We start from the raw sequence: 16,427 nt of genomic DNA on the forward strand, positions 1-16,427 counted from the left end.
GGGCGGCAGTTGCGGCTTGCACCTCACGTCAACGTCAGGTTCTAGAGTGACGAGCGTCGGATGAACACGTCATTCCGGCCCGTCAAAGTAAGGCAGACCATGATGCGCGCAGCCCGGTTCCACGAATACGGCGGAGCGGAGAGCCTGGTGATCGAGCAGGCCCCCGACCCGCACCCCGGAGTTGGTGAGATCCGTGTCCGCGTCGCGGCGGCCAGTGTCAATCCCATCGACTGGAAGCTGCGCGCCGGCGCCCTTCAGCAGCTGATTCCCCTGGAACTACCCGCCGTTCCCGGGCGCGACGCCGCCGGGGTGGTCGACGAGATCGGTGACGGAGTGCAGGGGGTGAGCATCGGCGACCGCGTCTTCGGGCTGGGCGGTGTCACCGGCGCCACCGCGGAGCTGTTCATCCTCTCGGCCTGGGCCCACGCTCCCGACACGTGGAACGACGAGCAGGCCGCGGGCGCCGGTCTCGCGTCAGTGACCGCGATGGGCGGCCTGAACGCGCTCGGCTCCCTCGCGGGGCGCACCCTTCTCGTCGAGGGCGCCGCCGGTGGCGTGGGCAGCGCGGCGGTCGAGATCGCGGTAGCGCGAGGTGCCACTGTGATCGGGACAGCCAGTGAACGCAACCACGAGTTCCTCACCGCACTCGGCGCCATTCCCACCACCTACGGCCCCGGCCTCGCGCAGCGTCTGTCCACTCTCGCCCCGCGCGGAGTCGACACAGCGCTCGACACCGCGGCCTCCGGATCGCTGGACGACCTCGTCGCGATCACAGGTGACCCGACGCGCGTCGCGACGGTCGCCGACCATGCGGGCGGGCAGCGCCTGGGTACGCATGTGGTCAACGCGGAGAACGATTCCACCCTCCTGTCCGCGGCCGCGGAACTGGGCCGGCAAGGCCGCTACACACCCCGTATCGAACAGGCCTACCCCCTGGAGCGGATCGCCGACGCCCACGCGCACGCCGAGCGCGGACGCACCCGAGGAAAGATCGTGATCTGCGTCTGAACAGGCCCACGGGGTAGGTAACTCGCACCGTGCGGGCCTGCGTGGCGCCTCGTCAAGCAGGCCGCCCCCACTCGGGCCACCGCACGTGGTGGTGCGAGAAGCGCCGCGCCGACTTCAACTGACACCGCACGAACGGTGAAGTGCCGTGCATGTGCACGCGCGATGACGCCCTGCTCTCACGGTTACGGGCCTGCCGCGTGGACGCCTGTGTCTACGCGGCAGACCCGTAATGGTGCTCATGATCACGCAGGAGTGATCGTGAAACTGTGGCGACCCATGTGCCGAATACCGCCACGGTTCGGTTCCGTTCAGCCGAGGAAGCTCAACCGGACCTGCCGCTCGGTGTTGGAGATGTTCGTATCCACCAGACACACCGACTGCCACGTCCCCAACTCAAGGCGACCCCCCAGCACCGGCAACGTCGCATGAGGCGCCACCAGCGCGGGCAGGACGTGGTCCCGGCCGTGGCCGGGCGTGCCGTGGCGGTGCTGCCAGCGGTCGTCGGCCGGGAGCAGGGTGTGCAGCGCGGCCAGCAGATCATCGTCGCTGCCCGCGCCCGTTTCCAGGATCGCGATGCCCGCGGTCGCGTGGGGGACGAAGACGTTCAACAGACCGTCGCGGCCGCTCGCCGCTTCCCGGAGGAAGGTCTCACAGTCGTGGGTGAGGTCGACGATCGTCTCGGTCGAGCCAGTGGTGACGTTCAGGACACGGGTGGTGAAAGCGTCGGACATGCGTCCATCGTCCCTCACCACGCTCCCATGTGCTGATACTTGGTGTCCGCCTTTCGAGACGCCATTGACCATGCGTGGGCGATCTGGCTACGTTCTGCGGCATGTTGCGTTCAGCTCTGCTCACCACGCGCGGTCACATCGACCTGCTGCGGGTGGCTTCCGCTGCGTGTCGTCGCGGCTGCTGCTGACGCCCCTCTCAGGCCCCTCAGCCTTCTCTCCCTCTTCGCTTTTCCCTGCCTTGCTTGCGCCTTCGCGCGGTTGATCTCTCCGTCCCGCGCGTAGGCCTTCAGGCATCCCTCGCCCCTGCCGTGGAGCGCCCATGAGCATTAGTCATGCCCCGCCGGATACCGAATCCGACATTTCGGATATATCAAAATCCCCGCCCTCCAAGGGCACCGAGCCACCCATCGAGTCCGACCTCGTCCCCATCGTCCCCTCATCCACCCGCCGCACCCGCGTCCCCCGCTGGCTCCGCCGCACCTCAGGCCCTCTCGCACTCCTCGCCCTGTGGCAACTCCTCAGCGTCACAGGGGTGTTGACCAAGGACGTCCTCGCTTCCCCGGGGACCATCGCAGGCGTCGCGGGTGACCTCATCGGGGACGGGTCGCTGACCTCCGCCATGGGCGTGTCGCTTCAGCGCGTCGCGGTGGGGCTGCTGCTCGGCACCGTCGTCGGGACAGCGCTCGCGCTGGTCTCCGGGCTCTTTCGCGTCGGCGAGGACCTCGTCGACGCGAGCGTGCAGATGCTTCGCACCGTGCCGTTCGTCGGGCTCATCCCGCTGTTCATCATCTGGTTCGGCATCGGTGAGGCGCCCAAGATCGCCATCATCACACTGGGTGTCTCGTTCCCGCTCTATCTGAACGTCTACGCAGGCATCCGCGGGGTCGACTCGCAGCTCATCGAGGCCGGGGAGTCCCTCGGGCTCTCCCGGTGGGGGCTCGTGCGGCACGTCATCCTGCCGGGCGCGCTGCCGGGGGCGATGACCGGCCTGCGTTACTCCCTCGGCATCGCCTGGCTCGCCCTCGTCTTCGCCGAGCAGATCAACGCGGACTCCGGGATCGGCTTCCTGATGGTCCAGGCGCGTGACTTCCTGCGGACCGACGTGATCGTCGTCTGCCTGATCGTCTACGCCTTCCTCGGCCTCATCGCCGACTTCATCGTCCGCACCCTCGAAAGGCTGCTGCTGCAATGGCGACCGACGTTCACCGGCCGGTGACCCCCAAGACGTCCACGACGCGCACCCCTTCGGCCGTACGCGTCCAAGGCCTGACCCGCTCCTTCGACGGGCGCGCCGTCATCGACCAGCTCGACCTCGATGTGAAACCGGGTGAGTTCGTCGCGTTGCTCGGACGCAGCGGATGCGGGAAGTCGACCCTCCTGCGCATCCTGGCCGGGCTCGACCGGGACATCGAGGGCACCGTCCTCGTGCCGCGCCGCAAGGCCGTCGCGTTCCAGGCGCCGCGGCTCATGCCCTGGAAGCGCGTATGGCGCAACGTCCTGCTCGGCCTGCAGGGAAAGCCCGAACGGGGCGTCGCCGAGCGGGCGTTGGAGGAGGTCGGTCTTAAGCATCGTACGAACGCATGGCCCAAGACACTCTCCGGCGGAGAGGCCCAGCGTGCCTCGCTGGCCCGCGCCCTGGTGCGCGAGCCCGATCTGCTGCTGCTCGACGAGCCGTTCGGCGCGCTCGACGCGCTCACCCGCGTCAAGGCCCAGCGTCTTGTCGATGAACTGTGGCAGCGGCGCGGGTGCGCCGTCCTGCTTGTCACACATGACGTCGAGGAAGCCGTACTTCTCGCTGATCGCGTGCTGGTCATGGACGAGGGGGGCATCGCGTACGAGACCGAGATCGATCTCGACCGGCCGCGCGACATCTCCGATCCGCGCTTCGCAGAGCTGCGCGCCGAGCTTCTGCTGCGCCTCGGCGTCGATCCGCCCGACACGCATGACGCAACACGCGACGCACCCGCCGCCGCCTGAAAACCCCCTCCCCTGAACAGCACGACCACACCGATCGGACTCTCCATGCGACGACACCTCGCCGCCCCCGCCCTGCTCCTCCCCCTGGCCCTGCTCCTCGCCGCCTGCTCCGGCTCCTCCTCTGCCAACAGCTCATCCGGCGGTGGTGGCCGGACCGACGGGAAGGGGTCACTGACCCTCAACGTCGGTGACCAGAAGGGTGGTTCGGAGGCCGTGCTGCGCGCGGCCGGGGAGCTCGACGACCTGAAGTACAAGATCCGGTGGTCCACCTTCACCTCCGGGCCGCCACTCCTGGAGGCTGTCAACGCCAAGGCCGTGGACGTCGGCGCGGTCGGCAACACGCCGCCCGTCTTCGCCGCCGGGGCGAACTCGAAGATCTCCGTGGTGGCCGCGAGCCATGGCACCGCGACGGGCGAGGCGATCCTCGTCCCGAACGACTCGTCCCTGAAGAAGGCCAAGGACCTCAAGGGCAAGTCCGTCGCCGTCGCGCAGGGTTCGTCGGCGCACTTCCAGCTGGTCGCGTCCCTCAAGAAGGCGGGGCTCAGCTTCAAGGACGTCAAGGTCAAGTATTTGCAGCCGGCTGACGCGCTTGCCGCGTTCACCAGCGGCAAGGTGGACGCCTGGGCCGTCTGGGACCCATACACCTCGCAGGTGCTCGAAGGGAAGACGGGGCGCGTCCTGACCGATGGGGACGGGGTGGTGAACGGCCTCAGCTTCCAGGTGGCGGCGCCGGACGCGCTGAAGGACAAGAAGAAGTCCGCGGCGATCGACGACTACCTCAGGCGGCTGCGCAAGGCACAGGCCTGGGTCTACGAGCACCCGGAGGCATGGGCGAAGGTCTGGGCGAAGGACACCGGACTGCCTTACGAGGTGGCCCTCGCCTCCGTCAAGCGCACCAACGGCACGCGTGTCCCGGTGGCCGTGGACAAGAACGCGGTCACGTCCGAGCAGGAGATCGCGGACACCTTCACCGGCCTGAAGCTGATTCCGCGCCGCATCGACTTCGGTGACTTCGTCGACACCCGCTTCAACGGCAGCCTGCCGCCCTCGACCAGCAAGCCGCGTACGTACAACAAGGAGTCCTGACGATGACCGTCCACCTCAACTGGTTCCTGCCGACCGGCGGCGACGGCCGTACCCTTGTCGACCGGCACGCCTACACCGACGGCGGCATCACCCGCTCCCGTGTCACGCCGGTGAGCGGGATACGGGCCCCCGACATCGACTATCTGATCCAGATCGCCAAGGCCGCCGAGCAGTTGGGCTTCGAGGCCGTGCTGACCCCGACCGGCACCTGGTGCGAGGACGCCTGGCTGACGACGGTCGCGCTCGCCCAGCACACGGAGCGGCTGAAGTTCCTCGTGGCGTTCCGGCCGGGCGTCATCTCCCCTGTGCTCGCCGCGCAGATGGCGGCCACTTACCAGCGCATCACGCGCGGTCGGCTGCTCCTGAACGTCGTCACCGGCGGCGACTCGACCGAGCAGCGGCGCTTCGGCGACCATCTCGATCACGATCGCCGTTACGAACGTACCGATGAGTTCCTGTCCGTCGTGCGGGGCGCGTGGGGCGGAAAGCCCTTCGACTTCCGTGGCGAGCACTACAACGTCGAGGGCGGTCTTACCGCGCTGCCGCCGGACCCGCTGCCCGAGGTCTTCTTCGGTGGTTCGTCGGCTGCGGCCGGGCCGGTGGCGGCGCGGCACGCGGATGTGTATCTGACCTGGGGTGAGCCGCCGGAGCAGGTCAAGAAGAAGATCGACTGGATTCGCGGGCTCGCCGAGGAGCAGGGGCGGACGGTGCGTTTCGGGATCCGGCTGCACACGATCTCGCGCGACTCCGCCGCCGAGGCGTGGGCCACCGCGAACCGGCTGCTCGACGACCTCGACCCGGACACCATCGCCGCCGCCCAGCAGGCGCTGGGCCGCAGCGAGTCCGTCGGCCAGCAGCGGATGCTGGCGCTGCACGGCGGTTCCCGCGACGACCTGGAGATCTCGCCGAATCTGTGGGCGGGTGTCGGTCTTGTGCGGGGTGGCGCGGGCACCGCGCTCGTCGGCAGCCACGCGGACGTCGCCGACCGCATCGAGGAGTATCACGCGCTCGGCGTCGAGCACTTCGTCCTGTCCGGCTACCCCCATCTGGAGGAGGCGTACTGGTTCGGCGAGGGCGTGATCCCGGACCTGGCGGCGCGTGGGCTGCTCCCCCGGATCCCGGCGTCCCAGCTGTCCGGAGTGCCCGCGGCGAACGGGCGTCCGGCTTCCGCTCCGGGTGGCGCACCGCTCCTGGTGGCCGGGGGGCGCTGACCCGGAGCGCGCCGACGCGGGAAGATCCCGAGCCCCGATGGAGTTAGTAGAAACGTGAACGACATCGGGGTACGGGACGCGGGCACACGCGAAGCGCGCGAAGCGCCAGAAGCAGCACAAGAAGTGGACGCCGTCGTCATCGGCGCCGGGCAGGCGGGCCTGTCCAGCGCCTATCACCTGCGCAGGGTCGGTTTCGAGCCGGACCGGGACTTCGTCGTCCTCGACCACTCCCCCCGGTCCGGCGGCGCCTGGCAGTTCCGCTGGCCCTCGCTCACCTACGGCAAAGTGCACGGCATGAGCTCCCTGCCCGGCATGGAGCTCACGGGCGCCGACCCCGCGCGGCCCTCGTCGGAGGTCATCCGGGAGTACTTCGAGGAGTACGAGCGGCGCTTCGACCTGCGGGTGCACCGTCCCGTCGACGTACGCCAGGTGCGCGAGGGCGACGGCGGGCGGCTGCTCGTCGAGACGTCGGCCGGGACCTGGGCGACACGCACGCTGATCAACGCCACAGGCACGTGGGACCGGCCGTTCTGGCCGCGCTATCCGGGGCAGGACACCTTCCGTGGGCGGCAGTTGCACACGGCCGTCTATCCGGGGCCCGAGGCCTTCAAGGGGCAGCGGGTGATCGTCGTGGGCGGCGGGGCGTCCGGCACGCAGCATCTGATGGAGATCGCTCCGTACGCTGCCGAGACCACCTGGGTCACTCGGCGGGAGCCCGTCTTCCGCGAGGGTCCCTTCGACGAGAACTGGGGGCGCTCGGCCGTCGCCATGGTCGAGGAGCGGGTCCGGCAGGGGCTCGCGCCGCAGAGCGTGGTGTCCGTGACCGGGCTTCCCGTCAACGACGCCATCCGGCAGGCGCGGGCCGACGGGGTGCTCGACCGGCTCCCGATGTTCGACCGCATCACGCCGAGCGGCGTGGAGTGGAACGACGGGCGGCGCGTTGATGCCGACGTCATTCTCTGGGCCACCGGATTCCGGGCGGCGATCGAGCACTTGGCGCCGCTGCGGCTGCGCGAGGCGGGGGGCGGGATCCGAGTGGAAGGCACGCGGGCCGCTACCGATCCCCGTGTCCACCTGGTCGGGTACGGGCCCTCGGCCAGCACGATCGGCGCGAATCGCGCGGGGCGGGCGGCCGTGCGGGACGTTCAGCGGTTGCTTGAAGGGACGCCGGTCACCGTGTGACGCGGCGCCCCTCTCGGCCTTCAGATGGGCCCTCGGCTCAGGACGCCTTCTTGTCGTTCTCGTTCTTCTTGTTGTTCTTGTTGAACTCCGCCACGTTCTTCTGCTGCTCCTCGAAGCTCGACGTAAAGCGAGTGTCTCCCGGCTTCACCGTCACGAAGTACAGCCAGTCGCCCCGCGCGGGGCTGGTCGCCGCGCGCACAGCCTCCTCGCCGGGGTTGCCGATCGGAGTGGGGGGCAGGCCCATGCGCGTGTACGTGTTGTAGGGGCTGTTGATCTTTGTGTCGCGGTCGCGGGTGTGCAGCGTCGAACGGTTCAGGGCGTAGTTGATCGTCGAGTCCATCTGGAGCGGCATGCCCTGGTCGAGGCGGTTGTAGATGACTCGGGCGACCTTGCCCATGTCCGCCTTGGAACCTGCCTCGGCCTCGATCATGCTCGCGATGGTGACGGTCTGGTAGACGTTCACCGCGTTCCGGTCGGCGCCCGCCGTCACTTGACCGCCGCCGAATCTCTTGGTGGCGGTGTTCACCATGTACGACAGGACGGACGAGGGAGTCGACTGACTACTGAGGGGATATGTCGCGGGGAAGAGGTAACCCTCGGGGTTGCCGCCCGCGTCACTGGGGAGTTTGAGGCCGGCCTTGGGGATGGCCTTCTTCGTGGTGCCTGCACTCACCCCGAGGGCCTTGTCGACGGCCCCGTAGACCTGGCCCGAGCGCCAGCCCTCGGGGATGGTCAGGGACTCGGGACGTGCGTTGTCGTCCGGGAGCAGCAGCGGCACCGCCACGGCGGTGACCGCCGCGAAGGCTCCGGTCGCGATCAGGGCGATCCGGCCCCGACGCGTCAGTCGAATCGTGCCCCGGCGCGGAGTCTTGGTCTGCAACATGCGGGCACATTATCCCGCAAATGCAGACATTCCGTGCATATCTTCATCTTGCTGGCTCCAGTTGGGCGTCTGTCCGAACCAGGGCGGCGTAACGGCCGTCCCTCTCCAGAAGCTCCTCATGGCTGCCGCGCTCCATGATTCTGCCCGCATCCAGGACCACGATCTGGTCCGCGCCGCGGACCGTGGAGAGACGGTGGGCGATGGTGAGCGTCGTCCGGTCGGCGGACAGGGCGTCGATGGCTTCCTGCACGGCGTGCTCGGTGTGCGTGTCCAGGGCGCTGGTCGCCTCGTCCAGGATGAGCACGGGCGGATCGCGCAGGATCGTACGGGCGATGGCGAGGCGCTGCTTCTCGCCCCCGGAGAAGCGGTGGCCGCGCTCGCCGACGACCGTGTCGTACCCGTCGGGCAGGGACGCGATGTGGTCGTGGATCTGGGCGGCACCGGCGGCCGCTGTCAGCTCCTCGTCCGTGGCGTCGGGCTTGGCGAAGCGGAGGTTCTCGGCGACCGAGGCATGGAAGAGATACGTTTCCTGCGAGACGACGCCGACCGCACGGGCCAGCGTGTCGAAGTCCAGGTCACGCACATCGACGCCGTCGATCGTGACGCGGCCGCCCGTCACGTCGTACAGCCGTGGCGCGAGGTAGCTGAGGGTCGACTTTCCGGAGCCGGTGGGGCCGACGACGGCCAGGCTGCCGCCCGCGGGGACGGTGATGTCGATGCCGTCGAGTATCGGGCGGCTCTGGTCGTCGTCGCCGTCGTAGCGGAACTCGACGTCCTCGAAGCGGACTTCGCCCTTGATCGTGTCCAGGCGCACGGGGTGCTCAGGCTCGGTGATGTCTATGGGCAGGTCCAGATACTCGAAGATGCGCTGGAAGAGCGCGAGCGAGGTCTGGATCTGCACGCCGGTGGAGAGCAGGCTCACCGTGGGCCGGAACAGGCCCTGCTGGAGCGAGACGAAGGCGACGAGCGTGCCGATCGAGACCGTCGGGCCGCCTGCCTGAAAGGCGATGCCCGCGGTCCAGTAGATGACGGCGGGCATGGCGGCCATGACGATCGAGATGACGGCCATGCGCCAGCGCCCGGCCATGTTCGACCGCACCTCGAGGTCGACCAACTGCTCGGACTCGTCGGAGAAGGACTTGGTCAGGGAGTCCGCGCGGCCCATCGTGCGGCCGAGCAGGATGCCGCTGACGGAGAGGGACTCGGTGACCGTCGCGGCCATGGCGGCCATCTGCTTCTGCCGCTGCGTGGCTATCTTCTTGCGCTCCCGGCCGACACGGCGGCTGATCCACACGAAGACGGGGAGCAGGAGCAGCGAGACGACGGTGAGACGCCAGTCGAGGGCGAGCATGGCGACGATCGTGGCGACGACGCTGGTGAGGTTCGAGACCAGGGAGGTGGCGGTGGAGGTGACCGTCGCCTGCATACCGCCGATGTCGCTGGCGATGCGGGACTGGACCTCACCGGTTCGGGTCCTGGTGAAGAAGGCGAGCGACATGCTCTGCAGGCGGCCGTAGACCGCGGTGCGCAGGTCGTGCATGACGCGCTGCCCGACCGTCGTACTGATCAGGGTCTGCAGGACGCCGAAGACGCTGGTAACGACCGCACTGAGGATCATGCCGAGGGCGAGCAGGCTCAGCAGGCCTGTCCGTCCCTGGGGGATCGCGGTGTCGAGGATTTCCTTGAGCAGGAAGGGGGTGGCGACCGAGACCAGGGAAGCGGCGCCGACCAGCAGGCCGACGATCGCGAGGCGGCCGCGATAAGGGCGGAAGAGGCGCAGAATACGGCGGACCTGCCGCGGCTGTTCCTCCTGGCCGGGGGCCGGGGGCTGCGGTGTCCACTTGGGTTCGTCGTGAGGCATGGGCTCCTACGGGAGGTGAGACGGCCGCCGGCACACGGACCGGCGATGACTGGACGAAGACTAGGCGATGGAGCATAGCTCACTGTTACCTATACTCACAATGCACAAGGTCCTGATAATGTTCCCGCATGAACACCCCGGACGCCGACGGCCTGCTCGCCGAACAGCTGCTGCGGCTGACCCGCAGGCTGCATCGCATCCAGAAGCGCCATCTGGTGCCGATCGGCATCACCCCGGCCCAGTCCCGCCTGCTGCGCACCCTCGTGCACAACGAGACGCCGCCCCGCATGGCCGACCTCGCCAAGCGCCTCGAAGTGGTGCCGCGTGCCGTGACGAGCCTGGTCGACGGCCTGGAGGCCAGCGATCTCGTGCGCCGCGTCCCCGATCCCACCAACCGCCGGGTGATCCGCATCGAGCTCACTGACGCGGGACGCAAGGCACTCAGGGAGCTGCGCAGCGCGCGCCGGGCCGCCGCAGAGGACATCCTGGCTCCACTGGACGCCGAGCAGCGCGAGCAGCTCGGCGGCCTGCTGAACGCACTGTTCGATGTGCCGGACGCCCGCAGCTGCTGAGGAGAGCTCATGCCGTTCCTGGAGCCCAAGCCGGAAGCCCTGCGTCCCGCGTCGCGCACGGAGGGCCCGGCTCACGACCGGGTGCCGGACCGGCAGGCCAAGGGCACCCCCGAGCCGCTGTGCTCGGAGCTCTCCGCACTGCTCGGCGCCGACAAGGTCCTGACGAAGATCTCCGACCTCGTGCGGTACGCATCCGATGCGAGCCCCTACCGCTTCGTGCCGCAGGTCGTGGTCGTCGCCGAGGACATCGACGACGTCTCCGCCGTCCTGTCGTACGCGCACGGCAGGAGCCGCGAGGTCGTCTTCCGCGCGGCGGGTACCTCACTCAACGGCCAGGCCCAGGGCGAGGACATCCTGGTCGACGTGCGCAAGCACTGGGCGGGAGTCGAGGTCATCGGCGACGGAGAGCAGGCGCGCATCGGCCCCGGCACGACGGTCCTGCGGGCCAATGCCACGCTCTCCCGGCACGGGCGGGTGCTCGGCCCCGACCCGGCGAGCGCGATCGCCTGCACGATCGGCGGGGTCGTCGCGAACAACGCGTCGGGGATGACTGCGGGCATCACCCGCAATTCGTATCGGACGGTGGCCTCGCTCACCTTCGTCCTGCCGACGGGGACAGTCGTCGACACGGCGGATTCCGACGCCGACGAGCAGCTGGCGCACGCGGAACCCGCCCTGTGCGAGGGCCTGCTGGCGATCAAACGGGAGATCGAGGCCGACCAGGAACTGACCGCCCGCATCCGCGCCAAGTACGAGATCAAGAACACGAACGGGTACCGATTGGACGCGTTCCTGGACGGTGCGACGCCCGTCGAGATCCTGCGCGGCCTGATGGTCGGCTCCGAGGGCACCTTCGGGTTCATTTCGGAGGTCGTCTTCGACACGCTTCCGCTCGACCGACGCGTCACCACGGGCCTGCTGTTCTTCCCGTCCCTTTCCGCGGCCGCGGCGGCGGTCCCGCTGTTCAACGAGGCGGGCGCACTGGCCGTCGAGCTGATGGACGGCAACACACTGCGCGCGTCGACCAGCGTGGCGGGCGTGCCCGCCGACTGGAAGCAGCTCCCGAAGTCGACGGCCGCGCTCCTGGTGGAGTTCCGGGCGCCGGACGCGGCACATCAGGGGACGTTCGAGGCGGCTGCCGCCCAGGTCGTCGAAGGGCTCGACCTCGTCGCGCCGGTCGCATCGGTGACCAACGCGTTCACTCGGGACGCGAAGACGATCGGGGGCTACTGGAAGGCGCGTAAGGCGTTCGTGACCGCGGTCGGCGGATCGCGCCCCTCCGGGACGACGCTCATCACCGAGGACTTCGCGGTGCCGCCGTCCCGACTCGCCGACGCCTGTGACGCCCTGCTCGAACTGCAGACGCGGCACGGCTTCGACGCGGCCGTCGCGGGACATGCCGCGCACGGCAATCTGCACTTTCTGCTCGCCTTCGACGCGGGGAAGCCCGCCGATGTGGAGCGCTACGCCGCGTTCATGGACGAATTCTGCCGACTGACCGTCGAACGCTTCGACGGTTCGCTCAAGGCCGAGCACGCGACGGGCCGCAACATCGCGCCCTTCCTCGAGCTGGAATGGGGCCCGAAGGCCACGGAATTGATGTGGCGCACCAAGCAGGTCATCGACCCCGACTGTGTGCTCGCGCCGCGCATCGTGCTCGACCGCGACCCGAAGGCCCACCTCCGGGGCCTGAAGACGATCCCCAAGGTGGAGCTGATCGCCGACCCGTGCATCGAGTGCGGCTTCTGCGAACCGACCTGCCCCAGCGAGGACTTGACGACGACTCCGCGCCAGCGGATCGTGCTGCGCCGCGAGATGATGCGACAGGCGGCGGGTTCACCGGTCGAGGACGGCCTGGTCGAGGCGTACGGATACGACGCCGTGGACACCTGCGCGGGCGACTCGACCTGCAAGCTGGCCTGCCCGGTGGGCATCGACACGGGCGCCCTGATGAAGGACTTCCGCCACGCGAGGCACTCGCCGCGCGAGGAGAAGGCGGCCGCGCTGGCCGCCAGGAATTTCAAGGCGGTCGAGGCCTCCGCCCGGCTCGCGGTGGCCGCGGCCGACAGGATCAGCGACCGGCTCCTGACCACGGTGACCCGCGCCGCACGCAAGGCCGTTCACCCCGATCTGGTCCCCGAGTGGCTGCCGGTCATCCCCGGTGCCGCCGCCCGCAGGCTGCCGCACACCACCCGCGTGGGCGCGAGCGCCGTCTACTACCCGGCGTGCGTCAACCGCATCTTCGGCGGTCCCGGTGACCGCTCCCTGCCGGAGGCCGTGGTCGCCGTCTCCACGCGCGCGGGGCGGCCCGTCTGGATTCCGGACGATGTCGCGGGGACATGCTGCGCGACGATCTGGCACTCGAAGGGGTACGACGAAGGCAACGTACTGATGGCCAATCGCATCGTCGAGGCGGCCTGGGGCTGGACCGCGGGCGGCAGGCTGCCCCTCGTGGTGGACGCCTCCTCCTGCACGCTCGGCATCGCGCACGAGGTCGTGCCGTATCTCACCGAAGACAACCGGCAGTTGCACCGCGAGCTGAACATCGTCGACTCCCTCGTCTGGGCCGCGGAAGAGCTCCTCCCCCACCTGACGGTGCACCGCACGGTCGGCTCCGCCGTCCTCCACCCCACCTGCTCCATGAGCCACCTCGGCGACGAGGCGCAGCTGCGTGCCGTCGCCGAGGTCTGCGCGGACGAGGTCGTCGTCCCGGACGACGCGGGCTGCTGCGCCTTCGCGGGCGACCGCGGGATGCTGCACAAGGAGCTGACGGAGTCGGCGACCCGCAAGGAGGCGGCGGAGGTCACCGCACGCGACTTCGACGCGCATCTCTCGGCGAACCGCATGTGCGAGGTCGGCATGGACCACGCGACGGGCCGTCACTACTACTCCGTCCTCCTGGAACTGGAGCGCGCGACCCGTCCGTGAGCACCGACGCGAAATAAATCCAACTCCCTGGCCACTTCGGTACCTTGCGCCACGCCCATCCCCCCATCAGGGTGGCATCCGTTCCAGCGCAGGCATCCAAGCCACGGAGGTCCGATGCACGACGAGCACGCGATACCGAACCCTGACGAGTCCGCGACCCCTGAAGACTCCGCCGACTCCACTGACGGCGCCTCCCGCCGTGCGGTACTCCGCACCGCGGGCCTCGCCGGAGCCGGGCTCGGCCTCGGCGCCTTCACCGGCGGCACTGCCCACGCACAAGCCCCGCAGGGCACGCCCGCAGCCGCGGCCACGGCCGCCGGTGCACCCGCCCGCAAGGGCGAGACCATGGTCGGCGTACCGTTCGACCGGCGTTCCACGGTGCGGGTCGGCATCGTCGGGCTCGGCAATCGCGGCGGCAGCATGATCGACCTGTTTCTCGCGATCCCGGGAGTGAAGGTCGTCGCGCTCTGCGACCCGGTCAAGGACAAGACGGCGGCCGCCGCGAAGAAGGTGACCGACGCGGGTCAGCCGGCCCCGGCGACGTACACCAAGGGCGATCACGACTTCGAGAATCTGTGCAAGCGCGGTGATGTCGACTTCGTGTACGTGGCGACGCCCTGGGACTGGCACTTCGACATGGCCAAGACGGCGATGCTGAACGGCAAGCACGTCGGAGTGGAGTGTCCCATCTCCCTCCAGCTCGACCAGCTCTGGGAACTGGTCGACCTCTCCGAGCAAACGCGCAGACATTGCATGCAGTTGGAGAACTGCTGCTACGGAAAGAACGAGATGCGTGTCCTGCGCATGGCCCACGCGGGCAAGTTCGGTGATCTGCTGCACGGGGCGGGCGCGTACAACCACGACCTGCGTGGCCTGATGTTCGACCCGGACTACTACGAAGGTCCGTGGCGGCGCCTGTGGCACACGCGGCTGCGCGGCGACCTCTACCCCAACCACGGCTTCGGCCCGGTCTCCAACTACATGGACATCAATCGCGGCGACCGCGTCACCCACATCTCCAGCTTCGGCACCCCCGCCCTCGGTCTCGCCGAGTACCGCAAGGCGCACATGCCCGCGGGTGACCCCAGCTGGAAAGAGACGTACATCGAGAGCGACCGCACGATCAGCCTCGTCCAGACGGCGAAGGGGCGGGTGATCCGCCTGGAGCACGACGTCTCGACCCCCCACCCCTACAGCCGCATCAACAGCCTCGGCGGCACCAAGGGCGTCTTCGAGGACTATCCGGAGCGCATCTACATCGAGCCGGACCACACGAACGACGAGTGGGGCGACTTCGGCAAGTACGCCGCGGACTTCGACCACTGGCTGTGGAAGGAGCACTCCAACCCGCCCGGCGGGCACGGCGGCATGGACTACATCATGATCTTCCGTCTGATGCAGACCATGCAGCTCGGCCTGGTACCTGACTTCGATGTCTACGACGCTGCGACCTGGACATCGCCCGTGCCCCTGAGCCATCTGTCGATCAAGGCGAAGGGCGCGCCGCAGGAGATCCCCGACTTCACTCGCGGGCTGTGGAAGAAGGCTCGGCCGGGAGTGGACTCTCAGAAGCCGAAGGCGTAAGGGACTTGGGCCCGGCGGTGCTCACATCGGCGCTGCCGGGCTCCACCACCGACTCGGCCGACTCCGTCTGTTCGGGTACGAAGGCGATCTCTCCGGAGAGGACCTTCTTTGCCCGGACCGTGTCCAAAGCGCCCTCCCAGCGCGAGACGACAAGGACCGCCACACAGTTGCCCAGCAGGTTCGTCGCCACGCGCATGGCGTCCATGATGCGGTCCACACCGAGGAGCAGCGCGACCGCGCCCGCCGGGATGACCCCGAGCGCGGAGGCGGTGGCCGACAGCGCGAGGAACGCCGAACCGGGCACGCCCGCCATGCCCTTGCTGGTCAGCATGAGGACGAGGACGACGGTGAGCTGCTGCCCCAGGCTCAGGTCCACTCCCACGGCCTGCGCGATGAACAACGTACCGACGGAGAGATAGATCGAGGCACCATCGAGGTTGAAGGAGTAGCCCGTCGGCAGGACCAGGCCCACCGCGTCGTCGCGGCAGCCCGCCTGGCGCAGCTTCTGCATCATGCGCGGCATGACGGTCTCACTCGATGCCGTGCCGAGCGCGAGCAGCATCTCCTCGCGCGTGTAGCGGACGAACTTCCACAGGCTCAGGCCGGTCAGCGCCTTCAGGGCGACGCCGAGCAGGACGAGGAAGATCAGGGCCACCGCGTAACAGACACCGATGAGCTTGCCGTATGTCGACAGGGCTCCGAGACCGTACTCCCCCACCAGATGCGCGGTCGCACCGAAGACGGCGAGCGGCGCCAGCTTCATGATGAAGCCGACGATCGCGAAGACGACCTCCTGCCCCTGCTCGATGGCGGGCAGGATCGCGGGGACCTTCGAGTTGCCCAGGTGCAGCAGCGCGGCACCCACCAGGCAGGACAGGACGAGGACTTGGAGCAGCGAGTTCTCGGCGAAGGCGCCGATCGCGCTGTCGGGCAGCGAGTGCAGGATGAAATCGCTGGTCGACGGGAGCTCACCGCCGCCGGTCTTCGCATCGACGGCGGACGCGTCGAGCTTGGCGGGGTCAACGTTCATGCCGGTGCCGGGGCTGACGAGGTTCCCGGCGAGCAGCCCGATGACGAGGGCAACAGTGGTCGCGACCTCAAACCAGATGAGGGCCTTGAGCCCGATACGGCCGAAGGCCTTGAGGTCTCCGGCCTTGGTGATTCCGGCGACGACCACGCAGAAGACGAGCGGAGCGATCATCGCCTTGATGAGACGTACGAAGCCGTCGCCGAGCGGTTGGACGGCTGTGCCCGCATGGGGCCACAGCCGTCCGACGACGACTCCGATCACCAGCGCGCAGGCGACCTGCGCGAACAGTGAGGTGCGCAATGTGCGTGCTACGCGTCGCGGTAGGGACGGTACGGACTGCGGCACGGGCACTCCTGAGTTGAGACTTCCAGTGA

Annotated in this window: 14 protein-coding genes; 10 read left to right on the forward strand and 4 right to left on the reverse strand. The window is 68.9% G+C overall.

The annotated features are described in order from the left end of the window. Positions 1 to 102: 102 nt before the first annotated feature. Complete coding sequence (locus ACGFSB_RS20260; RefSeq protein ID WP_393401189.1) at positions 103 to 1,008, forward strand: NADP-dependent oxidoreductase; 906 nt, start codon at positions 103 to 105, stop codon at positions 1,006 to 1,008. 308 nt (positions 1,009 to 1,316) lie between these two features. Here the strand turns inward: ACGFSB_RS20260 and ACGFSB_RS20265 are convergent, their stop codons facing one another. Next, positions 1,317 to 1,739 carry a secondary thiamine-phosphate synthase enzyme YjbQ gene (locus ACGFSB_RS20265; RefSeq protein WP_393400891.1) on the reverse strand — a complete coding sequence of 141 codons (423 nt, stop codon included), beginning with the start codon at positions 1,737 to 1,739 and terminating at the stop codon, positions 1,317 to 1,319. A gap of 101 nt (positions 1,740 to 1,840) precedes the next feature. On the opposite strand from ACGFSB_RS20265, the gene ACGFSB_RS20270 reads away from it, so the two are divergent. The 6 genes from ACGFSB_RS20270 (at position 1,841) to ACGFSB_RS20295 (ending at position 7,195) form a co-directional block, all read left to right on the forward strand. Beyond that, on the forward strand, positions 1,841 to 1,927 hold the full coding sequence (locus ACGFSB_RS20270) for a putative leader peptide (RefSeq protein WP_393401191.1): 87 nt from the start codon (positions 1,841 to 1,843) through the stop codon (positions 1,925 to 1,927). Between the two features lie 131 nt (positions 1,928 to 2,058). Continuing rightward, positions 2,059 to 2,955 carry an ABC transporter permease gene (locus ACGFSB_RS20275; protein WP_393400893.1) on the forward strand — a complete coding sequence of 299 codons (897 nt, stop codon included), beginning with the start codon at positions 2,059 to 2,061 and terminating at the stop codon, positions 2,953 to 2,955. Continuing rightward, positions 2,928 to 3,716, forward strand: coding sequence for an ABC transporter ATP-binding protein (locus tag ACGFSB_RS20280; protein WP_393400895.1), 789 nt, complete (start codon positions 2,928 to 2,930; stop codon positions 3,714 to 3,716). Before ACGFSB_RS20275 ends, ACGFSB_RS20280 begins: the two co-directional genes overlap by 28 nt. A 45-nt stretch (positions 3,717 to 3,761) precedes the next feature. After that, positions 3,762 to 4,802 carry an ABC transporter substrate-binding protein gene (locus tag ACGFSB_RS20285; protein ID WP_393400898.1) on the forward strand — a complete coding sequence of 347 codons (1,041 nt, stop codon included), beginning with the start codon at positions 3,762 to 3,764 and terminating at the stop codon, positions 4,800 to 4,802. A 2-nt stretch (positions 4,803 to 4,804) separates the two neighbouring features. Further along, entirely contained in the window at positions 4,805 to 6,013 is a 1,209-nt protein-coding gene (locus ACGFSB_RS20290; RefSeq protein WP_393400901.1) for an LLM class flavin-dependent oxidoreductase, read from the forward strand. 63 nt (positions 6,014 to 6,076) lie between these two features. Continuing rightward, the gene (locus ACGFSB_RS20295; protein WP_393401193.1) at positions 6,077 to 7,195 is read left to right on the forward strand and encodes an NAD(P)-binding domain-containing protein; all 1,119 of its coding nucleotides are present in this window, start codon (positions 6,077 to 6,079) and stop codon (positions 7,193 to 7,195) included. Positions 7,196 to 7,232: 37 nt separating this feature from the next. On the opposite strand, the gene mltG is transcribed toward ACGFSB_RS20295, so the two are convergent. Next, positions 7,233 to 8,075, reverse strand: coding sequence for an endolytic transglycosylase MltG (gene mltG / locus ACGFSB_RS20300; protein WP_393401196.1), 843 nt, complete (start codon positions 8,073 to 8,075; stop codon positions 7,233 to 7,235). A 46-nt stretch (positions 8,076 to 8,121) separates the two neighbouring features. Then, complete coding sequence (locus ACGFSB_RS20305) at positions 8,122 to 9,939, reverse strand: ABC transporter ATP-binding protein (RefSeq protein ID WP_393400904.1); 1,818 nt, start codon at positions 9,937 to 9,939, stop codon at positions 8,122 to 8,124. Positions 9,940 to 10,067: 128 nt separating this feature from the next. On the opposite strand from ACGFSB_RS20305, the gene ACGFSB_RS20310 reads away from it, so the two are divergent. The 3 genes from ACGFSB_RS20310 (at position 10,068) to ACGFSB_RS20320 (ending at position 15,023) form a co-directional block, all read left to right on the forward strand. Further along, complete coding sequence (locus ACGFSB_RS20310) at positions 10,068 to 10,511, forward strand: MarR family winged helix-turn-helix transcriptional regulator (RefSeq protein WP_393400907.1); 444 nt, start codon at positions 10,068 to 10,070, stop codon at positions 10,509 to 10,511. Positions 10,512 to 10,520: 9 nt separating this feature from the next. Next, complete coding sequence (locus ACGFSB_RS20315) at positions 10,521 to 13,439, forward strand: FAD-binding and (Fe-S)-binding domain-containing protein (protein ID WP_393400910.1); 2,919 nt, start codon at positions 10,521 to 10,523, stop codon at positions 13,437 to 13,439. 114 nt (positions 13,440 to 13,553) lie between these two features. After that, a complete protein-coding gene (locus ACGFSB_RS20320; RefSeq protein ID WP_393400912.1) occupies positions 13,554 to 15,023 on the forward strand; it encodes a Gfo/Idh/MocA family protein in 1,470 nt (489 codons plus the stop codon). On the opposite strand, the gene ACGFSB_RS20325 is transcribed toward ACGFSB_RS20320, so the two are convergent. Further along, positions 14,962 to 16,398 (reverse strand): cation:dicarboxylate symporter family transporter, encoded by a 1,437-nt coding sequence (locus ACGFSB_RS20325; RefSeq protein WP_393400914.1) that lies wholly within the window; start codon positions 16,396 to 16,398, stop codon positions 14,962 to 14,964. The two genes, ACGFSB_RS20320 and ACGFSB_RS20325, sit on opposite strands and share 62 nt — an antisense overlap. Between the last annotated feature and the right edge of the window lie 29 nt (positions 16,399 to 16,427).

The sequence above is a fragment of the Streptomyces sp. NPDC048441 genome (genome assembly GCF_043200235.1).
In the GTDB taxonomy this organism is placed as follows: domain Bacteria; phylum Actinomycetota; class Actinomycetes; order Streptomycetales; family Streptomycetaceae; genus Streptomyces.